Origin of the sequence: Winslowiella iniecta, assembly GCF_001267535.1 — a bacterium.
Classification (GTDB): domain Bacteria; phylum Pseudomonadota; class Gammaproteobacteria; order Enterobacterales; family Enterobacteriaceae; genus Erwinia; species Erwinia iniecta.
In genome coordinates, this window is sequence record NZ_JRXE01000013.1 from 53,482 (window position 1) to 73,283 (window position 19,802).

Here is a 19,802-nt window from a genome sequence, read left to right on the forward strand (position 1 = left end):
ATTCACTATTAGTTCCGTAAATACCAGGTGATACTCTATGCCTATTATTTAATCATTCGCCGGAGGCGAGATGTCGCGTTTAGCTGCTTTTGATATGGATGGCACCTTATTGTTACCCAACCACCAGTTTGGGAAAGAGACGCTGGCGGCACTGCGGGCGTTACAGAAAAAACAGGTGGTACTGGCTTTCGCGACCGGCAGGCATTTGCTGGAGATGGAAATTCTTGCCGCCGAACTGGCTCTCGACGCCTGGCTTATAACCAGTAATGGCACGCGTATTAGCGGGGTTAACGGCGAACGACTGTTTGGCTGCGATCTGCCTGCGGAAATTGCGCATCAGCTTACCCACACGCGGTGGGACACGACCGCCACCCTGCATCTGTTCAACGACGACGGCTGGTTTACCGCCACTGAGCTGCCGGAAATCTTACAGGCGCATCTGCTCAGCGGTTTCAGCTATCAGCTGACCGATGTGCGGCATATGCCTGCCGATAAGGTGACAAAAATCTGTTTTATCGCCGAGCACGGTGAGTTGCTGCGGCTGGAGATCCAGCTGCGCGAAGCGCTGGGCTGTCGCGCGCATCTCTGTTTTTCCGCCTGGGAGTGTCTGGAAGTGCTGCCGCTTAACTGTAATAAAGGCACTGCGCTTAACTTTCTCAGCAATCATCTGGGGTTGACGATGGCTGACTGTATGGCCTTTGGCGATGCGATGAACGATCGTGAAATGCTGGAGAGCGTCGGACGCGGCTTTATTATGGGCAATGCGATGCATCAACTGAAAAATGCGCTGCCACATTTACCGGTGATTGGGCATTGCGCGACACAGGGAGTATCTCACTATCTGAATCACTGGCTGACGACACCACACCTCAGTTATACCCCGCATTCCTGACGGGATCACGCCAGTTTGAAGCTATCTTTGCCGGTCATTTAGCTTGACCGGTTTTTTACCGGCCAATACTCATCTTTTAACCCACGCCGCATGATGATAAATATGATGCGATTCAGGTGGTTTTATTTTCCGATGGGTGGAATAACTTCAGACTTCTCAGGTTACTTTCCACGGAGTGGAATATGAATAATTGTCTGATGGGATTCAATGGCGAACGTCCAGACCTAATTAGCGGTAACACACATTTAGGTAACGGCTATCGGGATTATAATCCCCTGTTAATGAGATTCAGTGGCCCGGACAGCTGGTCACCCTTTGGGGCTGGCGGTATCAACCCTTATCGCTACTGTGACGGCGATCCGATAAATCGTGCTGACCCGTCAGGGCATGTTAACTGGCCCGGCTGGCTGGGAATTGGGCTGGGAATTCTGGGCATCAGCGCGGCGCTGATTACTGGCGGAGCCTCCATTGCCGCAGCCGGTAGCCTCAGTGCGGCTATCGACTGCGCCTCGTCGCTAACCTTACTCACCGGCACATCCGGCCTGATCGCTGATATTAGTGGCATTGCCAGCCTGGCGCTGGCACACAGTGATCGTAAAGCGTCAGGCGTGCTGAGCTGGGTCTCGTTTGCTTGTGGGATGCTTTCTCTCGGGGTGGGACTGGCATTCACCGCATATCGACGGATGAGCTTAGCTACCGGTGAGATGCGCAAAATCAGCTCCTCACGAACCACTTGGGGAGATGTGGACGATATTGAAAATGTTCAGATGTTGGGAGCCGGAGCCTCAGCCAGCACCACAAGAGCAACTGACATCTATTACAGTTTTGATGATTTAAAGAATGGCTCCCGGCGTCTGAATGTGGTCGCGCACGGACGATTTGAACGATATTTGAACTACACCACCATTGGCCTAAATCAGGTATCAACCCGCTACAACGGTCAAAACTTTGCTGTTTATCTGAACGACATGGGCATCGACTTCTCGGAGTACACTGACGCCGGTGTCAGAATGATCGTTTGCTTCTCCGCCGACGGTGCAGACAGTTTTGCTGCCCAGTTTTCCCGACAGGCGGGTTTAACGGTGAAAGCCTACAGCGGGCCAGTAACCACTGAGGGGGAGCTGCAATCAATGGTAAATGCGCATGCCTTACCCGACAATCTTGAAAGGCTGTTTAACGGTGATTTGACTGCAGCGGAGGAGCAGTTAAACGAGGAACTGATGAACCTCAGTACCCGAGATAATCTATTCCATGTGATCAAAGAAAATCGGGGGCAGCGCGGCGGTTATAATCCGGTGACTATCCCCTTTATGCGCAGGTAATCTTCACCGGCTGCGGGCTTACAGTTCTGCCTGCCACTGGCTGATATCACCAATATTTTCAGTCACCCATTTAGTGTTGTAGTAGCTGTCGAGATAGCGCTCGCCGCTGTCGCACAGTAGCGTGACAATCGCACCCTGACGCCCTTGGTCACGCATCTGCCGGGCCACCTGCAGTGCTCCCCAGACATTGGTGCCGGTAGATGCGCCGACTTTGCGACCGAGCATTTTTTCCAGCCACAGCAGGGTGGCGATGCTGGCACCGTCCGGCACTTTCAGCATGCTATCAATTACGTCGGGAATAAACGACGGCTCGACGCGTGGGCGGCCGATGCCTTCAATTTTGCTGCCTACCGCGCTACGCAGAGTCACATCGCGCTGCTGCCAGTAGTCATAAAACACCGAGTTTTCCGGATCGACCACCATCAACTGGGTATCATGGCCCTGATAACGCAGATAGCGGCCAATGGTTGCCGACGTGCCACCGGTTCCGGCGCTCATCACAATCGTATCAGGAACCGGGAAAGGCTCGCTGGACATCTGGCGGAAGATACTTTCAGCAATATTGTTATTGCCACGCCAGTCGGTGGCGCGCTCGGCGTAGGTAAACTGATCCATAAAGTGGCCATCGAGATCGCGTGCCAGCCGTTCCGACTCGGCATACAGCTGACAAGGGTCGCTGACAAAATGACACTGACCACCATAAAAGGCGATTTGCTCCACCTTGCGTCGGGCGGTACTGGCAGGCATCACCGCAATAAACGGTAATCCCAGCAGCCGGGCGAAATAGGCTTCCGACACCGCAGTACTGCCCGATGACGCCTCGATAATCGGCCGGTCCTGTTTGATCCAGCCATTACTGAGTCCATATAAAAACAGTGACCGCGCCAGCCGATGCTTAAGACTGCCGGTTGGATGTGTGCTTTCATCTTTCAGGTAGAGCCAGATGCCCGGAAAATCAGCCAGCGCCAGGCGGATCAGGTGAGTATCGGCAGAACGCTGGAAGTCAGCGTTAATTTCTTTAATGGCGTGTTTGGTCCACTGGCTGTTCATGGTCTGGCTCCTGAAAATTGTACACAGAGATTAAGGCATTTCCGGGAAAAAAGGTTTGCCTTCTCTCCTGTATAATGACCAGATTAGAGAAATATTTTCTCCAGGATGGCCGCATGCTAGATAAAACTGACCGAAAACTGCTGGCGTTATTGCAGCACGATTGCACGTTGTCGTTGCAGGCGCTGGCCGATGCGGTAAATCTCACCACCACCCCGTGCTGGAAACGGCTGAAAAAGCTGGAAGATGACGGCATTATTCGTGGCCGGGTGGCGCTGCTGGACGGTGAGAAACTGGGACTGTCACTCACCGCCTTTATGCTAATTAAAACTCAGCAGCACAGCAGCGACTGGTATCAGCAATTTGTTGATGTGGTGCAGAGCATGCCGGAAGTGATGGCGTTCTATCGTATGGCCGGTGAGTATGACTATCTGCTGCGAATCCAGGTGGCGGATATGAAACGCTATGATGCGTTTTACAAACGTTTAGTGAACGGCGTTCCAGGCTTAATCGATGTCACTTCGAGTTTCGCCATGGAAGAGATAAAATACACTACGGCTTTGCCGGTAAATCCATAATCTGATGCGGTATCACCGCCTTCTCCGACCCCAGGGACTATTGCGTGCGACTGTTTAGCCAATTGAGTTGGTATTTTGCCCGGGAATGGCGTCGTTATCTCGGCGCGGTTTCATTGCTGATTGTGATCGCGATTTTGCAACTACTGCCACCAAAAGTGGTGGGAGAGATTGTCGACGGCGTTACTCAACAGCAGATGAGCAGCGGGCAGATCCTGATGTGGATTGGGTTGATGTTGATAACCGCGGTGGTGGTCTATCTGCTGCGTTACGTCTGGCGCGTGCTGCTGTTCGGTGCCTCCTACCAACTGGCGGTAGAGCTGCGTGAAGACTTTTATCGTCAGCTGAGCCGACAACATCCTGAATTTTACCTGCGTCATCGCACCGGTGATTTGATTGCCCGCGCTACCAATGATGTCGACCGCGTGGTGTTTGCCGCCGGAGAAGGGGTGTTGACGCTGGTGGACTCGCTGGTGATGGGGCTGGCGGTACTGATCGTGATGAGTACCCAAATTAGCTGGCAACTGACGTTACTGGCGTTGTTACCGATGCCGGTAATGGCGCTGGTGATTAAACGCTACGGCGACCAGCTGCATAACCGCTTCAAACTGGCGCAGGCGGCGTTCTCCTCGCTGAACAACCAGACCCAGGAGAGCCTGACCAGTATCCGTATGATTAAAGCTTTTGGTCTCGAAGATCATCAGTCTGCCCAGTTTGCTGATATTGCCCGTGATACCGGCGAGAAAAATATGCGTGTGGCGCGCGTCGATGCACGTTTCGATCCCACCATTTATATCGCCATCGGTATGTCTAACCTGCTGGCGATCGGCGGCGGCAGCTGGCTGGTATGGCATGGGCAGATGACGCTGGGCCAGCTGACCAGTTTTGTGATGTATCTCGGCCTGATGATCTGGCCCATGCTGGCGCTGGCATGGATGTTTAATATTGTCGAGCGCGGCAGTGCGGCGTGGAGCCGCATTCGCGCCTTGCTGTCGGAAGCACCGGCGGTGGCCGACGGGGATAAAACGCTGCCGGAAGGGCGCGGCATGTTGCAGGTGGCGATCCGGGCATTTAGCTGGCCGGGCAGTGAGCAAGCCTCGCTGCGCAATGTTAATTTTAACCTGAAACCGGGACAGATGTTAGGGCTGTGCGGCCCGACCGGATCTGGTAAAAGCACCTTGCTGAGTCTGATTCAGCGCCACTTCGACATCGCACAGGGTGATATTCGCTATCACGGCATGCCGTTGACCCAGTTGCGCATTGACAGCTGGCGTGGCCGACTGGCAGTGGTCAATCAGACGCCATTCCTGTTTTCCGATAGCGTCGCCAACAATATTGCGCTGGGTCGTCCGGGTGCGACGCAAAGTGAAATCGAAGAAGCTGCGCGCCTTGCCAGCGTGCATGACGATATTCTGCGTCTGCCGCAGGGCTATGAAACCGAAGTCGGCGAGCGTGGGGTAATGCTGTCCGGCGGGCAAAAGCAGCGTATTTCTATTGCGCGGGCGCTGCTGCTTAACGCCGAAATTTTGCTGCTGGATGACGCGCTGTCGGCAGTAGATGGGCGCACCGAGCATCAGATCCTGCATAACCTGCGCAGCTGGGGTGAAGGGCGCACGGTAATTATCAGTGCCCATCGCCTGTCGGCTCTGACCGAAGCCAGTGAAATTCTGGTGATGAAGCACGGCGTAGTGGCGCAGCGCGGCAGCCATGAGCAATTAACAGAACAGCCTGGCTGGTACAGCGATATGTATCGCTATCAGCAGCTGGAAGCGGCGCTCGATGAAGATGAGAACGAAAAGGGAGTGCCACATGAATAGTTTGCCGCAGATTTGGCCAACCTTAAAGCGCCTGCTCTCTTACGGCAAACCCTGGCGCAAATCGCTGGGTATCGCGGTGGTGCTGTTATGGATCGCGGCGGCGGCGGAAGTGCTTGGGCCAATCCTGATCAGCTACTTTATCGATAATATGGTGGCGAAACATCATATGCCGCTGGGGATCGCCCTTGGACTGGTGGCTGGCTATATTTTGCTGCAACTGCTGGCGGCATCGTTGCACTACGCGCAGTCACTGCTGTTCAGTCAGGCAGCGGTCGGCGTGGTGCAACGTCTGCGCAGCGAGGTGATGGACGCGGCACTGCGTCAGCCGCTGAGTGCGTTCGATACCCAGCCGGTCGGGCAGATTATTTCGCGGGTAACCAATGATACCGAAGTGGTGCGCGACCTGTATGTCACGGTGGTGGCGACGGTACTGCGCAGCGCGGCGCTGGTGGGTGCGATGCTGGTGGCGATGTTCAGCCTCGACTGGCGCATGGCGCTGGTGGCAATCACCATTTTTCCGGCGGTGATCACCGTGATGTTGATTTATCAGCGCTACAGCACGCCGATTGTGCGCCGGGTGCGCAGCTATCTGGCGGATATCAATAACGGCTTTAATGAAGTGATTAACGGCATGAGCGTGATTCAGCAGTTTCGCCAGCAGGCACGCTTCGGCGAGCGCATGGGCGAAGCCAGCCGTTCACACTATCTGGCGCGTATGCAAACGCTGCGGCTTGATGGCTTTTTGCTGCGCCCGTTACTCAGCCTGTTCTCTGCACTGATACTGTGCGGCCTGATGATGCTGTTTGGCTTTTCGTCGATCGGCAGTATTGAGGTCGGTGTACTGTATGCTTTTATTAACTATCTCGGCCGACTTAACGAGCCGCTGATTGAGCTGACGACGCAGCAATCGATGTTGCAGCAGGCGGTGGTGGCGGGCGAACGCATTTTTGAGCTGATGGATGCTCCGCGTCAGCAATACGGTAACGATCGGCGCCCGCTGAGCAGTGGCCGCATCGACGTCGATCAGCTCAGTTTTGCCTACCGCGGCGATCGTAATGTGCTGAGTGATATCAATTTGCAGGTGCCTTCGCGCGATTTTGTTGCGCTGGTCGGGCATACCGGCAGCGGTAAAAGTACGCTGGCTAACCTGCTGATGGGCTATTACCCGCTGAAGCAGGGCGAGATTCGCCTCGATGGTCGCCCGTTAAGCAGCCTGAGTCACCAGACATTACGTCAGGGCGTGGCGATGGTGCAGCAGGACCCGGTGGTGCTGGCGGATACCTTTTTTGCCAACGTCACGCTGGGGCGCGATATCAGTGAACAGCAGGTATGGCAGGCGCTGGAAACCGTGCAGCTGGCCGAGCTGGCGCGCGGTCTGACCGAGGGCATCCATACCCGGTTGGGCGAGCAGGGAAATAATTTATCGGTTGGTCAGAAGCAACTGCTGGCAATGGCACGCGTGCTGGTGGCGGCACCGCAGATTCTGATTCTTGATGAAGCGACCGCTAACATTGACTCAGGTACTGAGCAGGCGATTCAGCGCGCGCTGCGGGCGATTCGTCAGCACACCACGCTGGTGGTAATTGCCCATCGCCTGTCCACCATTACCGAAGCCGATACCATTCTGGTTCTGCATCGTGGTCAGGCGGTCGAGCAGGGCAATCATCGCGAACTGCTGGCGCAGCAGGGGCGTTACTGGCAGATGTATCAATTACAGCTGGCCGGTGATGAACTCAGCTCGGGCATTCCGGCCGAAGCCTGAGAGGCGATTGCACCTTTTTTGAGCAGTTTTTTCGGATTGCATAACCTTGATGCACTTCCCTGAACCGTCAACGCACCCAAATGGTGCGTTTTTCTTTTCGGCCCGTAAGCGGGCCACCGCGCTTCTCTGGCTGTTGCCCGTTTTAACCCGGTTGCGGACGGCCTTATCTCCTGAAATTACCCTGTTTTTAATTTATGGCACAGCCTTTGCTTTATTCAATCCGGGTCGGGTGTGACTGACATTTTTCAATACCTGGAGGGGATCGTATGAAGCTGGTTACCGTGGTAATCAAACCGTTCAAACTGGAAGACGTGCGTGAAGCGCTGTCTTCAATCGGCATTCAGGGGCTGACCGTCACCGAGGTGAAAGGGTTTGGTCGCCAGAAAGGTCATGCAGAACTCTATCGCGGTGCTGAGTACAGCGTGAACTTCCTGCCAAAAGTAAAAATTGATATTGCGATCGCCGACGATCAGATCGATGAAGTGATCGACGTGATTAGCAAAGCCGCTTACACCGGCAAAATTGGCGACGGTAAGATCTTCGTTGCAGAACTGCAGCGTGTCATCCGTATTCGTACCGGTGAAACTGACGAAGCCGCGCTGTAATTTCGGGGTCTGAACTGTGATGGGATGGAATAAAATGAAAAAATTACTGACGACGTTGGGTCTGACAAGCCTGGCACTGTTACCCTCGCTCGCGATGGCGGCACCTGCCGTTGCAGATAAAGCTGATAACGCCTTTATGATGATTTGCACCGCGCTGGTGCTGTTTATGACTATACCAGGTATCGCACTGTTTTACGGCGGTCTGATTCGCGGTAAAAACGTTCTCTCTATGCTGACGCAGGTGGCGGTGACATTCTCGCTGGTGTGCGTGCTGTGGATGCTGTACGGCTATTCACTGGCCTTCAGCGAAGGCAACGCTTTCTTCGGTGGCTTCGGCATGGCAATGCTGAAAAATATCGAGCTGACCGCCTTATCCGGCTCCTTCTATCAGTATATCCACGTGGCGTTCCAGTGCTCTTTCGCGTGTATTACCGTTGGACTGATTGTGGGTGCCATCGCGGAACGCATTCGCTTCTCGGCGGTACTGATTTTCGTGGTCATCTGGCTGACGCTGGCATATTTGCCGGTGGCACATATGGTGTGGGGGGGGGGATTCCTCGCACAGGATGGCGCGCTGGACTTCGCTGGCGGCACGGTAGTGCACATTAACGCCGCGGTAGCGGGTCTGGTGGGGGCTTATCTGCTGGGCAAACGCGCAGGCTTCGGCAAAGAAGCGTTTAAACCGCATAACCTGCCAATGGTCTTTATCGGCACGGCGATTCTGTATGTTGGCTGGTTCGGTTTCAACGCCGGTTCGGCAAGTTCCGCTAACGAAATCGCGGCGCTGGCGTTCCTCAACACCGTTATGGCGACAGCAGGTGCGGTACTGGCGTGGACCTTCGGCGAGTGGATGTTCCGCGGTAAGCCTTCACTGCTGGGAGCGTGCTCAGGCGTCATTGCCGGTCTGGTGGCGATTACTCCGGCCTGTGGTTACGTAGGCGTCGGTGGTGCACTGATTATCGGTATCGCCGGGGGTATTGCTGGCCTGTGGGGTGTGACTATCCTGAAGAAATGGCTGCGCGTTGATGACCCTTGCGATGTGTTCGGTGTACACGGTGTTTGTGGTATCGTTGGGTGTATCCTGACCGGTGTGTTCACCTCTTCCTCACTGGGTGGCGTGGGTTACGCAGAAGGCGTTACCATGGGTCATCAGGTGCTGATTCAGCTGCTGAGCGTAGTAGTGACTATCGTCTGGACTGCTGTGGTTGCCTTTATCGGCTTCAAGGTTGCGGACATGATTGTTGGCCTGCGTGTATCGGAAGAGCAGGAACGCGAAGGTCTGGACGTAAACAGCCATGGCGAAAATGCTTACAACCACTAAGCATCGGGTCTGACTGAGAAAAGCAGTGCATAAAAAAATAGAATAAAACAGCAGGGGCGATGTCGGTGACATCGCCCCTTTTTTTGCGGCGGGCAGAGTTAACTGCGCAGACGCATCACCCCTTCCTGCACCGCTGTGGCCACCAGCGTGCCATCCTGAGTATAGAACTCACCGCGCACAAAACCGCGCGCGCCTGAGGCTGAGGTGCTGACCACGTTATACAGCAGCCACTGGTTCAGATCGAAAGGGCGGTGGAACCACATGGAATGGTCGATAGTGGCCACCTGCATGCCGGATTCGAGGAATCCCTTGCCATGGGGCTGCAACGCCACCGGTAAAAAGTTGAAATCTGAGGCATAACCCAGCAGATACTGATGAACGCGAATATCTTCGGGCATCTGACCATTGGCGCGAAACCAGACCTGACGCTCAGGTTGATCAACATGTCCCTGTAGCGGGTTATGAAATTTCACCGGACGGATTTCCAGCGGCTTTTCGGCAAGAAACTTTTCACGCGCTTTTTCCGGAATAAATTCCGCCAGTTGTCGCGCGATATCGGTTTCCGAAGGCAGATTTTCCGGCCCCGTCACCTGCGGCATGCTGTTCTGATGCTCATAGCCGGTTTCTGGCGACTGGAAGGACGCGGTCATATAGAAAATCGGCTGACCGTTCTGGATGGCGCTGACGCGACGTGCGCTGAAGCTGTTACCGTCACGCAGGGTTTCGACATCGTAAATGATTGGTTTCTGGCTATCACCGGGGCGCAAGAAATAGCTGTGAAACGAGTGGATCAACCGGTCAGCGGGGACCATCTGTTTGGCGGCGTACAACGCCTGGCCAACAACCTGCCCACCAAAGACCTGGCGTAAACCTAAGTCCTCGCTCTGACCGCGAAACAGGCCCTCTTCTAATTTTTCTAAATTGAGCAGATCTAACAGGTTTTGCAGTGCCTGGCTCATAGCAACATCCTCGAAAATGGTTCAGCAGTTAGTTTGCGAGATCCGACCAGTTACCGTCAACCGCGATAAAGGCTAATGCTCTGTTTTTTCCATTTCGCGTTGATGAAACCCCGGTCCCAGGCAAAAATCAGTAAGTTGTGCCAGAATTAAATCTGTGACGCTGTTAATAGCGTAGTTTCCGGCAGGTTTACCGGCAAACATTGATCGTAAGGAGAAGAAATCAATGAAACTTTGGCATGTAATGAGTGGCGCTGCGCTGGCTGTGGCACTGGCTGGTTGCGCGGATAAAAGCAGTGATATTCCGACTCCAACTCTGGGTTCGCCGACGGCAGGGCAGCAGGCGGTAATTGCGCAACCGAATGTCAGCGGCTCAGTTTTTATTCGTCAGCGCATTGCTTTGCCACCTGACGCAGTGCTGACGGTAACACTGTCAGATGCTTCGCTGGCGGATGCGCCGTCGAAGGTGTTGGCTCAGCGTGCGGTGCGTACCGAGGGCAAGCAGTCACCGTTCCAGTTTGTGTTGCCGTTTAATCCGGCCGATATTCAGCCTGGTGCGCGTATCCTGTTAAGTGCCGCCATAACCATTGATGGCAAACTGGCATTTATTACCGATACGGTTAAACCTGTGATTAATGGCGGTGGAACCAAAGCGGAGCTGATTCTGGTGCCGGTTCCGTCAGTTGCGATGCCAACGCATAGCGGCGCGACCCGGACGATTCCGTCAACCTCACCAACGCAGGTGACGCCTTCTTCTTCAGTCCCGGCGCCGACCCGTTACTGATCGTCCTGGCGGGCGGCGAGAACGCCGCCCCTACGGGATAATCCGGGGTAAAGGTGGTTAAGTAACCAGCATTAGCCGTTTTCAGCTAATGCTGGGCGTTTAAGGAAAAATCACCGGAATTTCTGGAATACTGTAGGGGAGCCGTTTTCGGCTCCCGTCCTGATGGCTGGCAGGATGGAAATCCTTGCCGCCGCTGGGTTCCGCTCATTGGCTTAAAGCTGCCAGCGATAGCGTGTCAGAGACACTTTACCGTCATTACTGACTTCAATCCCTTCGGCTTCCAGCGCATCACGTTGGCGACTGAGATCGTCACCCACCAGAGAAATCTCACCCTTACGATTAATCACCCGATGCCACGGGAGCTTGCTACCCTGCGGCAGACGACGCAGCACGCCGCCCACCTGTCTGGCGGCACGCGGTGAACCGGCCAGCCGTGCGATCTCGCCATAGGTGGTGACGCAGCCAGGCGGGATCGATGCCACAATCTGCCAGACGCGTTGTTGAAAGCTGTCGTTGTCAGTCATGTGAAGGTTCCGGGGGAAAATAATAATGAAACCTTAATCGATAACTTTTGGATACTAAAGCAAATTTAATCAGCGAGCCGGGCCACGTACCGCGACGTCGCTGAGATGATCGCCAGTATGATCAATTAACCGTCAGAACTGACTGCGTCTATTTCAGCCAATAACCGGCGTGCAACGCCGTCAGTTTGGGCTAAAAGGCGTCAGTTGTTCAAGAAAGCAACGGTCGCCTGGGGTTCGCTTGCAATTGAAGAAGGCATCATTGATAATGCCTGCGCTCTGAACGTTGGAGCCGTCAATGGAGGCCCTGTTGGTTCTCCCGCAACGCTAACTTGTGAACTCGGTCAGATCCGGAAGGAAGCAGCCGCAGCAGGTGACGCGTGTGCCGGGATGTCGCTGGCAGGGCCTCCACCAATTTCAGCCCTTCGCATTACTTTTTCCCGTCACAGTATTAAAACTTGCCTTAACGTACATATTTCCAGACCGAAACCGGAATTTTGTCGTACAGCTTATTCATCGTCAATTCAGCCAGGCGATGATCCGCCGCAGAATTAAACACTTCCAATTCATCGTCAGATAATTCGTACTTATTTTTTTCAATTACGCGTTCAAGCGTATCAATAGAACGACAACGTCTTAAACGCATCAGATAATCAGTTTTGGTCAGGATTTTGTCTGTCATTGTTAAACCGTAGTAAAAATAATGGGTTGCTAAAATGAATGGCTTGCAGATAAAGGCCGCTGAGCACACTCTTCGACGAAAATGTTAAAAAGTCGTTTTGCTGATTTCTGCCAGCGCTGAAGATCCTGAACATTAATACCGTAGTTACTAAAAAGCATAAATGTGTCATCAAGATATTCATCAATCTGTGCAATCAGATCCGTATCTTCAACGTGTTTTATTTTGTAATTCATGGTGAAAGAGGCGATATGCTCAATCAATTCGTTAAGCTGCAAATTGACCGCTGACGTCGGGTCATTGACCCAACCATGGTGACTGTCGCCCAGGGTTGCCATACTCTCGTCGTACAGATTTTCACACAAGAATTTCAACTGAGCGATATCATGCCTTTTCGGTGTGTATTCGTCCATCTCTTTCCCCTCCATAGCGAATGACAAAAGCCGTTACTTGGGCTGAGCTAAAGGTATGCGGCCTGGAAGCGATTATAAAAAAATACTTTATAAACGGACATCTTGAATATAACGCAGATTAATTAATATTGCCTGAGGATATTACCAAAAATTACAATTCATCTGCGGTTGAAGGGTAGGGGTTGTCAATCAGATCGAAAGCCAGAAAGCCGGGAATAATCTGGAAGTTGACGCTTTCAGTTACGGTCTGGTTGGCATCAATATCTAAGCATGCATTGAATATGTTCCATGCAAACTGATAACACATCTTATAACGCAAACTCTCCAGTGGATCGATTGAAATAATTTTTAGGCTATCGGGAACAAAACGCGCATCTTGTGAGTACCAGGCTAAATCCCCGATCAACTGTGGTTCTATTTTGGGAATATTCTGTAGAAGTGTTTGATTCAATAATAGTGGGTCAACTTCATCCTGCAAATAATTAAACGGGATTAATTTGCGCATTTTTCCTTCACAGAGTTAATTACACCTTATATTGATCATTGCGTTCAGTTGAGAATAAAGCAAGAGGCAAAAAAAGCTCATTTTATATCATTATGATTTATATGAACTTTATCTTAAAAGGCCGCGCCTTTTACTGTGATAGCGAGCAGAATGCTGATTAATTTTTTTTACCAGAGGCGTTGCCTGCGTGGAAAGTCGTGGATGTAACACCTCGAAACAGTTTTCCCGCTTTGGTTGAACAACCGTCAGTGGATTAAGTGTTATGTTATAACATATTAATTTCCACTGGATCACTGCTGTGCCTCACTCTTTTACTGCTAAACCCACTCTGTTGACCCGTTCTGCATCGGCAAGGCTGCTGTTAAGTCTGATTCCGATTGCCTTGCTGTGTGCGGCGCTTTGCTGGGCAATTTCATCATGATTAGCCTGGAAAAATTACAGGCGGGATATCGTCATCAGGCGGTAACACCGCCGATCAGTGGACGCTTTGCACCCGGCTCGATGACCGCACTGGTCGGTGCCAACGGCTGCGGTAAATCAACCTTATTAAAAACCCTCGCCGGTTTGTTGCCGCCGGTTAGCGGTGCATACCAGTTATCGCTGCCGGCGTCCGCGGTCGGCTGGCTACCGCAGCAGTCGGAAATTGAGCGCCAGTTCCCGATCACCGTGTTTGATCTGGTGGCGATGGGGTGCTGGCAGCGCACCGGCTGGTTTGGCTGCATCGGCCGCCAGCTGCGTCAGGAGATTATGCAAGCCCTGCGCACGGTGAAAATGGACGACTTTGCCGATGCGCAACCGGGGATGTTGTCTGGTGGCCAGTTGCAGCGCGTGCTGTTTGCCCGTTTGCTGATGCAGCAGGCCTCGCTGCTGTTGCTGGATGAGCCGTTTACCGGCATTGACAGCCAGACCGTTGCGCTGCTGCTGGATTTACTTGCCGAGCGCCACCGTCAGGGCTGCACCTTAATCGTGGTACTGCACGATATGAGTATGGTGGATGCCTGTTTCCCGCAGGTTTTGCGCTTACAGCCGGATGAGGCCGAGTGGCGTTCACGTCGCGTGCAGGCCGCGCCACTGCAACAGGTGGGAGGTCGGTAATGGTTATCCCGCTGCTGCAACCTTTTATCGAATTTGGCTTTATGCGCCGTGCGCTGGTGGCCTGTATTGCGTTATCGATTAGCGCCACTCCGTTAGGGGTGTTTTTACTGCTGCGCCGCATGAGTCTGGTGGGCGATGCGTTATCCCATGCGGTGTTACCGGGCGCGGCGATTGGCTATCTGATTTCCGGCTTGTCGCTGGTGGCGATGGGCGTTGGTGGCTTTATCGCCGGTTTATCGGTCGCGCTGCTTTCGGGGGCAGTCAGTCGCTTCACGCCGCTGCGTGAAGACGCCAGCTTTGCCGGATTCTATCTCGGATCGCTGGCGTTAGGCGTCACGCTGGTGTCGCTGCGTGGCTCGAGCGTCGATCTGCTGCACGTGCTGTTTGGATCGCTACTGGCGGTCGACAATCAGTCGATCCTGCTGGTGGGCGCTATCGCCGCAATCACCCTGATGGCGCTGGCGTTGATTTATCGGCCACTGGTTATCGATGCCTTCGATGCCAGCTTTCTGCGGGCGCAAAGCCGCTGGAGCTCACCGCTGGTTAACGGCATTTTTCTGGTGCTGGTGGTGATGAATCTGGTGGCCGGGTTTCAGGTGCTTGGCACCTTAATGTCAGTCGGGCTGATGATGTTGCCCGCCACCAGTGCTCGTTTCTGGAGCATCCGCCTGCCAGGCATGCTGGCCGCCGCGATTATTCTGGCGCTGATCGCCAGCTTCAGCGGTCTGTTCGCCTCATTTTATCTCTCACTGCCTGCCGGTCCGGCGGTGGTGCTGAGTGCAGCAATACTGTTTTTTATTTCGATTTTGATGGGGCCTCGCGGTGGCTTAATTAGCAGCCGCCGTTTTTTATCGACAGGTAAGGAGAAAGTATGAAGAAGTTACCGATGGCGCTGGCTTTAGCCGCGCTGCTCAGCAGCCCACTGGCGCTGGCAAAAACGGTCGAAACCGTGGCCAGCTTTAGCGTACTAGCGGATATCGTGCAGCAGGTGGGGGGCGAACACGTCAGAGTGAGAAGCCTGGTCGGGCCAAACGGCGATCCGCACAGCTTTGAACCCACGCCACAGGACAGCCTGGCGCTGTCAAAAGCGCAGGTCGTCTTTGTCAGCGGTCTGGGGCTGGAAGGCTGGATGGATCGACTGGTCACCGCCTCGGGCTATCAGGGCAAGGTGGTGGTGGCTTCAAAGGGTATCGACACGCGCCAAATGGCAGAGGACGGTGAAACCATTACCGATCCGCACGGCTGGAACAGTATGCATAACGGTGTGGTGTATGCCACCAACGTCATGAATGCGCTGATCGCGGCCGACCCGGATGATGCCGACTATTTCCGTCAGCACGGCGCAGCGTACATCAGCCAGCTTAATCAACTGGATAGCTGGGCGCAGCAGACCTTTGCCGCCATTCCTGAAACGAAGCGTAAGGTGCTGACCAGCCACGATGCATTTGGCTATTTCGGCCAGCGTTATGGCGTGCGTTTTCTCGCACCGGTCGGGTTTTCTACCGAGTCGGAAGCCAGTGCCAGTGATGTCGCGGCATTAATTAAGCAGCTAAAAGCCGAGAAGATTCACGCCTGGTTTATTGAGAATCAAACCGATCCACGACTGGTAAAACAGATTGCGGCGGCAACCGGTGCGCAGCAGGGCGGAGAGCTGTATCCCGAAGCGTTATCGGAGAAGGATGGGCCAGCCGCCAGCTATATTGCGGCATTTAAACATAACGTAACAGCGATTGCCGGCAGTATGAAGTAATAAAAAAGGGCCGGATGGGAAGTCCGGCCCAAAAGGACAATATGACACAACAACACTATCGTTTTTTCTTTCTACCCTGAACCGCTTTAAAGCGTGGGTTAGTCTTGCAAATCACATAGATGCGACCGTGGCGACGCACTACCTTGCAATCTTTATGACGCTTTTTGGCTGAACGTAATGAACTCAGTACCTGCATGATGGCCCCTTACTTGTTGCTGTTACCGAGGAAACTGCCAAAGCGCTTATTAAAGCGAGCCGCACTCCCTTCCTTGTTGAACTCTTTCTGCTTGCCGGTGTAATACGCATGGGAAGCAGAAGAGACATCAAGGGTGACGTAGGGGTAAGTGGCCCCTTCAAATTCAACGGTACGGTCGGTTTTGATGGTCGACCCGACTTTGAAATAGTGATCGGCGCTGGTGTCATGAAAAATTACCGGGCGATAGTGGGGATGAATATCAGCTTTCATGGTGGCTCCAAAAGATATGTTATAACATAACAATTATTATGCGCACCTCTGAGATGAAATGCAACCCGATCTGCGGGCAAAAAAAAGAGGCCGCATTTGCGGCCTCTGTTCATCACGGTTGAAACTTAGTGATCTTGCTGTTTATGCTCGACGGGATGCCCGTGTTCAAGTTCTTCTTTGTGTTTACTGAAGCGGCGACGAACCACCACGAAGAACACCGGTACGAAGAAGATTGCCAGTACCGTTGCGGTGACCATGCCGCCCATTACGCCAGTACCTACGGCGTTTTGAGAACCGGAACCTGCACCGGTACTGATGGTCAGTGGCAGTACCCCGAGGATAAACGCCAGTGAGGTCATCAGAATCGGACGTAAACGCATACGAACCGCTTCCAGCGTCGACTCTACCAGGCCTTTGCCTTCTTTCTCCATCAGGTCTTTGGCGAATTCAACGATCAATATCGCATTCTTCGCCGACAAGCCAATGGTTGTCAGCAGGCCCACCACAAAGTAAACGTCGTTACTGAGACCACGCAGGGTGGTAAACAGCAGCGCACCGATAACCCCGAGCGGTACAACCAGCATAACCGCAAACGGAATTGACCAGCTTTCATACAGTGCCGCCAGACAGAGGAACACCACAATCAGCGAGATGGCATACAGGGCAGGGGCCTGGTTACCGGACAGACGTTCCTGATAGGACATACCGGTCCAGTCATAGCCGATGCCGCTTGGCAGTTTAGACGCCAGCTCTTCCATCAGGTTCATCGCGTCGCCGGAGCTTTTGCCTGTGGCCGCCTGGCCGAGGATCTCCATCGATGGTAAGCCGTTATAGCGTTCCAGACGTGGAGAACCGTACTCCCAACGCGCACTGGCAAAGGCATTAAACGAAACCATGCCACCACTGCTGTTACGCACATACCAGTTGCCGATGTCGCCTGGCAACATACGGTACGGCGCGTCACCCATGACGTACACTTTCTTCACGCGACCGCGGTCGATAAAGTCGTTGACGTAACTGCCGCCCCAGGAAGCCCCCAGCGTGGTGTTGATGTCAGAGATAGACACACCCAATGCCTGCGCTTTTTCCTGATCGATATCCAGCTTGAACTGCGGCGTATCTTCCAGACCGTTCGGACGCACACCGACCAGCGTATCGCTGTGTTGCGCGATCATGCCGAGTAACTGGTTACGCGCCTGAGTCAGTTTTTCATGACCGAGGTTAGCCTGATCGATCAGCTGGAAGTCAAAACCGGTAGCAGTACCCAGCTCGACAATCGCCGGCAGGTTAAATGGAATCACCATCGCATCTTTGATAGTCGAGAGGGCACCCATTGCACGTCCGGCAATCGCCGGGACTTTATTTTCCGTACCAGAGCGCTCATCCCACGGCTTCAGACTGACGAAGGCGATACCGGTGTTCTGACCACGACCTGCAAAGCCAAAGCCGTTAACGGTAAACACTGAGCTGACGTTGGCTTTTTCTTTATTCAGGTAGTAATCCGTGACCTGGTCAAGCACCTTCTGAGTACGCTCCTGAGTGGCACCCGCTGGCAGCTGAGCCATGGTCAGGAATACACCCTGGTCCTCTTCCGGCAGGAACGAGCTTGGCAGACGCAGGAACAGAAACGCCATGCCCACCACGATCAGCAGGTAGATCACCAGATAACGACCGGTGCTGCGAATGATATGGCCCACACTATCGGTATAGTGATTGGTGCTCTTATCAAACATGCGGTTAAACCAGCCGAAGAAACCGGTGGTTTTACCATGGTCGCCTTTTTTAACCGGCTTCAGCATGGTGGCACAGAGTGCCGGGGTCAGGATCAGTGCAACAATCACCGACAGCACCATCGCCGAAACGATAGTAATCGAGAACTGACGATAGATAACACCGGTTGAGCCGCCGAAGAAAGCCATCGGGATAAATACCGCCGACAGCACCAGCGCAATACCCACCAATGCACCCTGAATCTGGCCCATTGATTTACGCGTGGCTTCTTTCGGTGGCAACCCTTCTTCCACCATCACACGCTCGACGTTCTCCACCACCACGATGGCATCATCGACCAATAGCCCGATCGCCAGCACCAGACCAAACATCGTCAGGGTGTTTATCGAATAGCCAAAGGCGTTGATAATCGCAAAGGTACCGAGCAGAACCACCGGAACCGCAATCGTTGGGATCAGCGTTGCGCGGAAGTTTTGCAGGAACAGGTACATTACCAGGAACACCAGCACGATCGCTTCAACCAGGGTTTTCACCACTTCATTGATAGAGATCTTAACGAATGGCGTGGTGTCGTACGGGTAAACCACCTGCAAGCCTGACGGGAAGAACGGTTCCAGTTCAGCCAGTTGCGCTTTTACCGCGGCGGCGGTATCCAGCGCGTTGGCACCGGTAGCCAGTTTAATCCCCAGACCGGAAGCCGGCTGGCCATTATAACGGGCAATGATCTCGTAGTTCTCGCCGCCCAGCTCGATTCTCGCGACATCACGCAGGCGCACCTGCGAACCATCTTCGTTGACTTTCAGCAAAATTTTGCCGAACTCATCGGTAGAGGTCAGACGGGTTTGCGCAATGATCGAGGCGTTCAGCTGCTGGCCTTTCACCGGTGGCGTACCACCCAGCTGACCGGCTGCAACCTGCGAGTTCTGGTTATTAATGGCGCTAATCACATCAACCGGAGTCAATGCGTAGTTGTTCAGCTTGTGCGGATCCATCCAGATACGCATCGCATACTGCGCACCAAATAGCTGAGTATCACCAACGCCGTTAACGCGACTGATGGGGTCTTTAATGTTGGAGCCAACGTAGTCCGAAATATCGTTCTGCGTCATGCTGCCGTCAGTGTTGATAAAACCCGCCACCATCAAGAAGCTGCTGGAGGATTTCTGAACCCTGATCCCCTGTTGCTGGACTTCCTGCGGCAGCAGCGGCGTTGCCAGTTGCAGTTTGTTCTGCACCTGAACCTGGGCGATATCCGGATCGGTACCCGATTCGAAGGTAATCGTCAGCGTAACTGTACCTGAGGAGTCACTGCTGGAACTCATATACATCTGGCCATCAAGGCCATTCATATTCTGTTCGATGACCTGCGTGACGGAGTCCTGCAAGGTTTTTGCATCCGCACCTGGGTAGGTTGCTGTGATCTCAATGGCAGGTGGAGCAACATTAGGATATTGCTCAATCGGCAGTTTGAGAATCGACAGCGCACCCGCCAGCATGATGATGATGGCGATGACCCATGCGAATATGGGGCGATCGATAAAGAACTTAGCCATGTATCAGC

20 protein-coding genes and 1 other RNA gene are annotated in these 19,802 nt (G+C 53.6%); 12 read left to right on the forward strand and 9 right to left on the reverse strand.

Going from position 1 to position 19,802, the window contains the following annotated elements; all coding sequences use genetic code 11:
• The first annotated feature begins 70 nt into the window (after positions 1–70).
• Positions 71–892, forward strand: coding sequence for an HMP-PP phosphatase (cof, locus tag NG42_RS10650; protein WP_052899282.1), 822 nt, complete (start codon positions 71–73; stop codon positions 890–892).
• 182 nt (positions 893–1,074) lie between these two features.
• On the forward strand, positions 1,075–2,214 hold the full coding sequence (locus NG42_RS10655) for an RHS repeat-associated core domain-containing protein (RefSeq protein ID WP_053115694.1): 1,140 nt from the start codon (positions 1,075–1,077) through the stop codon (positions 2,212–2,214).
• Between the two features lie 18 nt (positions 2,215–2,232).
• Here the strand turns inward: NG42_RS10655 and NG42_RS10660 are convergent, their stop codons facing one another.
• A complete protein-coding gene (locus NG42_RS10660) occupies positions 2,233–3,264 on the reverse strand; it encodes a PLP-dependent cysteine synthase family protein (RefSeq protein WP_052899283.1) in 1,032 nt (343 codons plus the stop codon).
• Positions 3,265–3,377: 113 nt separating this feature from the next.
• Between NG42_RS10660 and NG42_RS10665 the strand changes: the two genes are divergently transcribed.
• From NG42_RS10665 to amtB, 5 genes are all read left to right on the forward strand, one after another.
• Positions 3,378–3,839 (forward strand): Lrp/AsnC family transcriptional regulator, encoded by a 462-nt coding sequence (locus tag NG42_RS10665; RefSeq protein ID WP_052899284.1) that lies wholly within the window; start codon positions 3,378–3,380, stop codon positions 3,837–3,839.
• 44 nt (positions 3,840–3,883) lie between these two features.
• The gene (locus NG42_RS10670) at positions 3,884–5,653 is read left to right on the forward strand and encodes a SmdA family multidrug ABC transporter permease/ATP-binding protein (protein WP_052899285.1); all 1,770 of its coding nucleotides are present in this window, start codon (positions 3,884–3,886) and stop codon (positions 5,651–5,653) included.
• A complete protein-coding gene (locus NG42_RS10675) occupies positions 5,646–7,415 on the forward strand; it encodes a SmdB family multidrug efflux ABC transporter permease/ATP-binding protein (protein WP_052899286.1) in 1,770 nt (589 codons plus the stop codon). Before NG42_RS10670 ends, NG42_RS10675 begins: the two co-directional genes overlap by 8 nt.
• Positions 7,416–7,681: 266 nt before the next feature.
• Entirely contained in the window at positions 7,682–8,020 is a 339-nt protein-coding gene (glnK, locus tag NG42_RS10680) for a P-II family nitrogen regulator (RefSeq protein ID WP_052899287.1), read from the forward strand.
• 34 nt (positions 8,021–8,054) lie between these two features.
• Entirely contained in the window at positions 8,055–9,341 is a 1,287-nt protein-coding gene (gene amtB / locus NG42_RS10685; RefSeq protein WP_052899289.1) for an ammonium transporter AmtB, read from the forward strand.
• A 98-nt stretch (positions 9,342–9,439) separates the two neighbouring features.
• Here the strand turns inward: amtB and tesB are convergent, their stop codons facing one another.
• Positions 9,440–10,300, reverse strand: coding sequence for an acyl-CoA thioesterase II (gene tesB, locus NG42_RS10690; protein WP_052899290.1), 861 nt, complete (start codon positions 10,298–10,300; stop codon positions 9,440–9,442).
• 223 nt (positions 10,301–10,523) lie between these two features.
• Here tesB and NG42_RS10695 point away from each other — a divergent pair, with 223 nt between their 5' ends.
• Positions 10,524–11,081, forward strand: a complete 558-nt coding sequence (locus tag NG42_RS10695) for a YbaY family lipoprotein (RefSeq protein ID WP_052899292.1) — start codon at positions 10,524–10,526, stop codon at positions 11,079–11,081.
• 212 nt (positions 11,082–11,293) lie between these two features.
• Here the strand turns inward: NG42_RS10695 and NG42_RS10700 are convergent, their stop codons facing one another.
• Entirely contained in the window at positions 11,294–11,605 is a 312-nt protein-coding gene (locus NG42_RS10700; RefSeq protein WP_052899293.1) for an MGMT family protein, read from the reverse strand.
• A gap of 305 nt (positions 11,606–11,910) precedes the next feature.
• Here NG42_RS10700 and ffs point away from each other — a divergent pair.
• An RNA gene (gene ffs / locus NG42_RS21975) (signal recognition particle sRNA small type) lies at positions 11,911–12,007 on the forward strand.
• Positions 12,008–12,065: 58 nt separating this feature from the next.
• Here ffs and NG42_RS10705 read toward each other — a convergent pair.
• The 3 genes from NG42_RS10705 to NG42_RS10715 all read right to left on the reverse strand — a co-directional run bounded on the left by NG42_RS10705 (position 12,066) and on the right by NG42_RS10715 (position 13,199).
• Positions 12,066–12,284 (reverse strand): HHA domain-containing protein, encoded by a 219-nt coding sequence (locus NG42_RS10705; protein WP_052899294.1) that lies wholly within the window; start codon positions 12,282–12,284, stop codon positions 12,066–12,068.
• Between the two features lie 29 nt (positions 12,285–12,313).
• On the reverse strand, positions 12,314–12,694 hold the full coding sequence (gene tomB, locus NG42_RS10710) for an Hha toxicity modulator TomB (protein WP_052899295.1): 381 nt from the start codon (positions 12,692–12,694) through the stop codon (positions 12,314–12,316).
• 151 nt (positions 12,695–12,845) lie between these two features.
• The gene (locus NG42_RS10715) at positions 12,846–13,199 is read right to left on the reverse strand and encodes a hypothetical protein (protein WP_052899296.1); all 354 of its coding nucleotides are present in this window, start codon (positions 13,197–13,199) and stop codon (positions 12,846–12,848) included.
• Positions 13,200–13,616: 417 nt separating this feature from the next.
• On the opposite strand from NG42_RS10715, the gene NG42_RS10720 reads away from it, so the two are divergent.
• Genes NG42_RS10720 through NG42_RS10730 form a run of 3 tightly spaced genes read left to right on the forward strand, consistent with a single transcriptional unit; the run spans position 13,617 to position 16,044 of the window.
• Positions 13,617–14,294, forward strand: coding sequence for a metal ABC transporter ATP-binding protein (locus tag NG42_RS10720; RefSeq protein WP_052899387.1), 678 nt, complete (start codon positions 13,617–13,619; stop codon positions 14,292–14,294).
• 5 nt (positions 14,295–14,299) lie between these two features.
• A complete protein-coding gene (locus tag NG42_RS10725) occupies positions 14,300–15,169 on the forward strand; it encodes a metal ABC transporter permease (RefSeq protein WP_053115704.1) in 870 nt (289 codons plus the stop codon).
• Positions 15,166–16,044, forward strand: a complete 879-nt coding sequence (locus NG42_RS10730) for a metal ABC transporter substrate-binding protein (protein ID WP_052899298.1) — start codon at positions 15,166–15,168, stop codon at positions 16,042–16,044. The genes NG42_RS10725 and NG42_RS10730 overlap by 4 nt, the downstream gene beginning before the upstream one ends.
• 55 nt (positions 16,045–16,099) lie before the next feature.
• Here NG42_RS10730 and ykgO read toward each other — a convergent pair whose 3' ends face one another.
• The 3 genes from ykgO to acrB form a co-directional block, all read right to left on the reverse strand.
• Positions 16,100–16,240, reverse strand: coding sequence for a type B 50S ribosomal protein L36 (gene ykgO / locus NG42_RS21980; protein ID WP_072133188.1), 141 nt, complete (start codon positions 16,238–16,240; stop codon positions 16,100–16,102).
• Between the two features lie 9 nt (positions 16,241–16,249).
• On the reverse strand, positions 16,250–16,510 hold the full coding sequence (locus tag NG42_RS10735; RefSeq protein ID WP_052899300.1) for a type B 50S ribosomal protein L31: 261 nt from the start codon (positions 16,508–16,510) through the stop codon (positions 16,250–16,252).
• 125 nt (positions 16,511–16,635) lie between these two features.
• A complete protein-coding gene (gene acrB / locus NG42_RS10740) occupies positions 16,636–19,794 on the reverse strand; it encodes a multidrug efflux RND transporter permease subunit AcrB (protein WP_052899303.1) in 3,159 nt (1,052 codons plus the stop codon).
• Positions 19,795–19,802 lie beyond the last annotated feature (8 nt).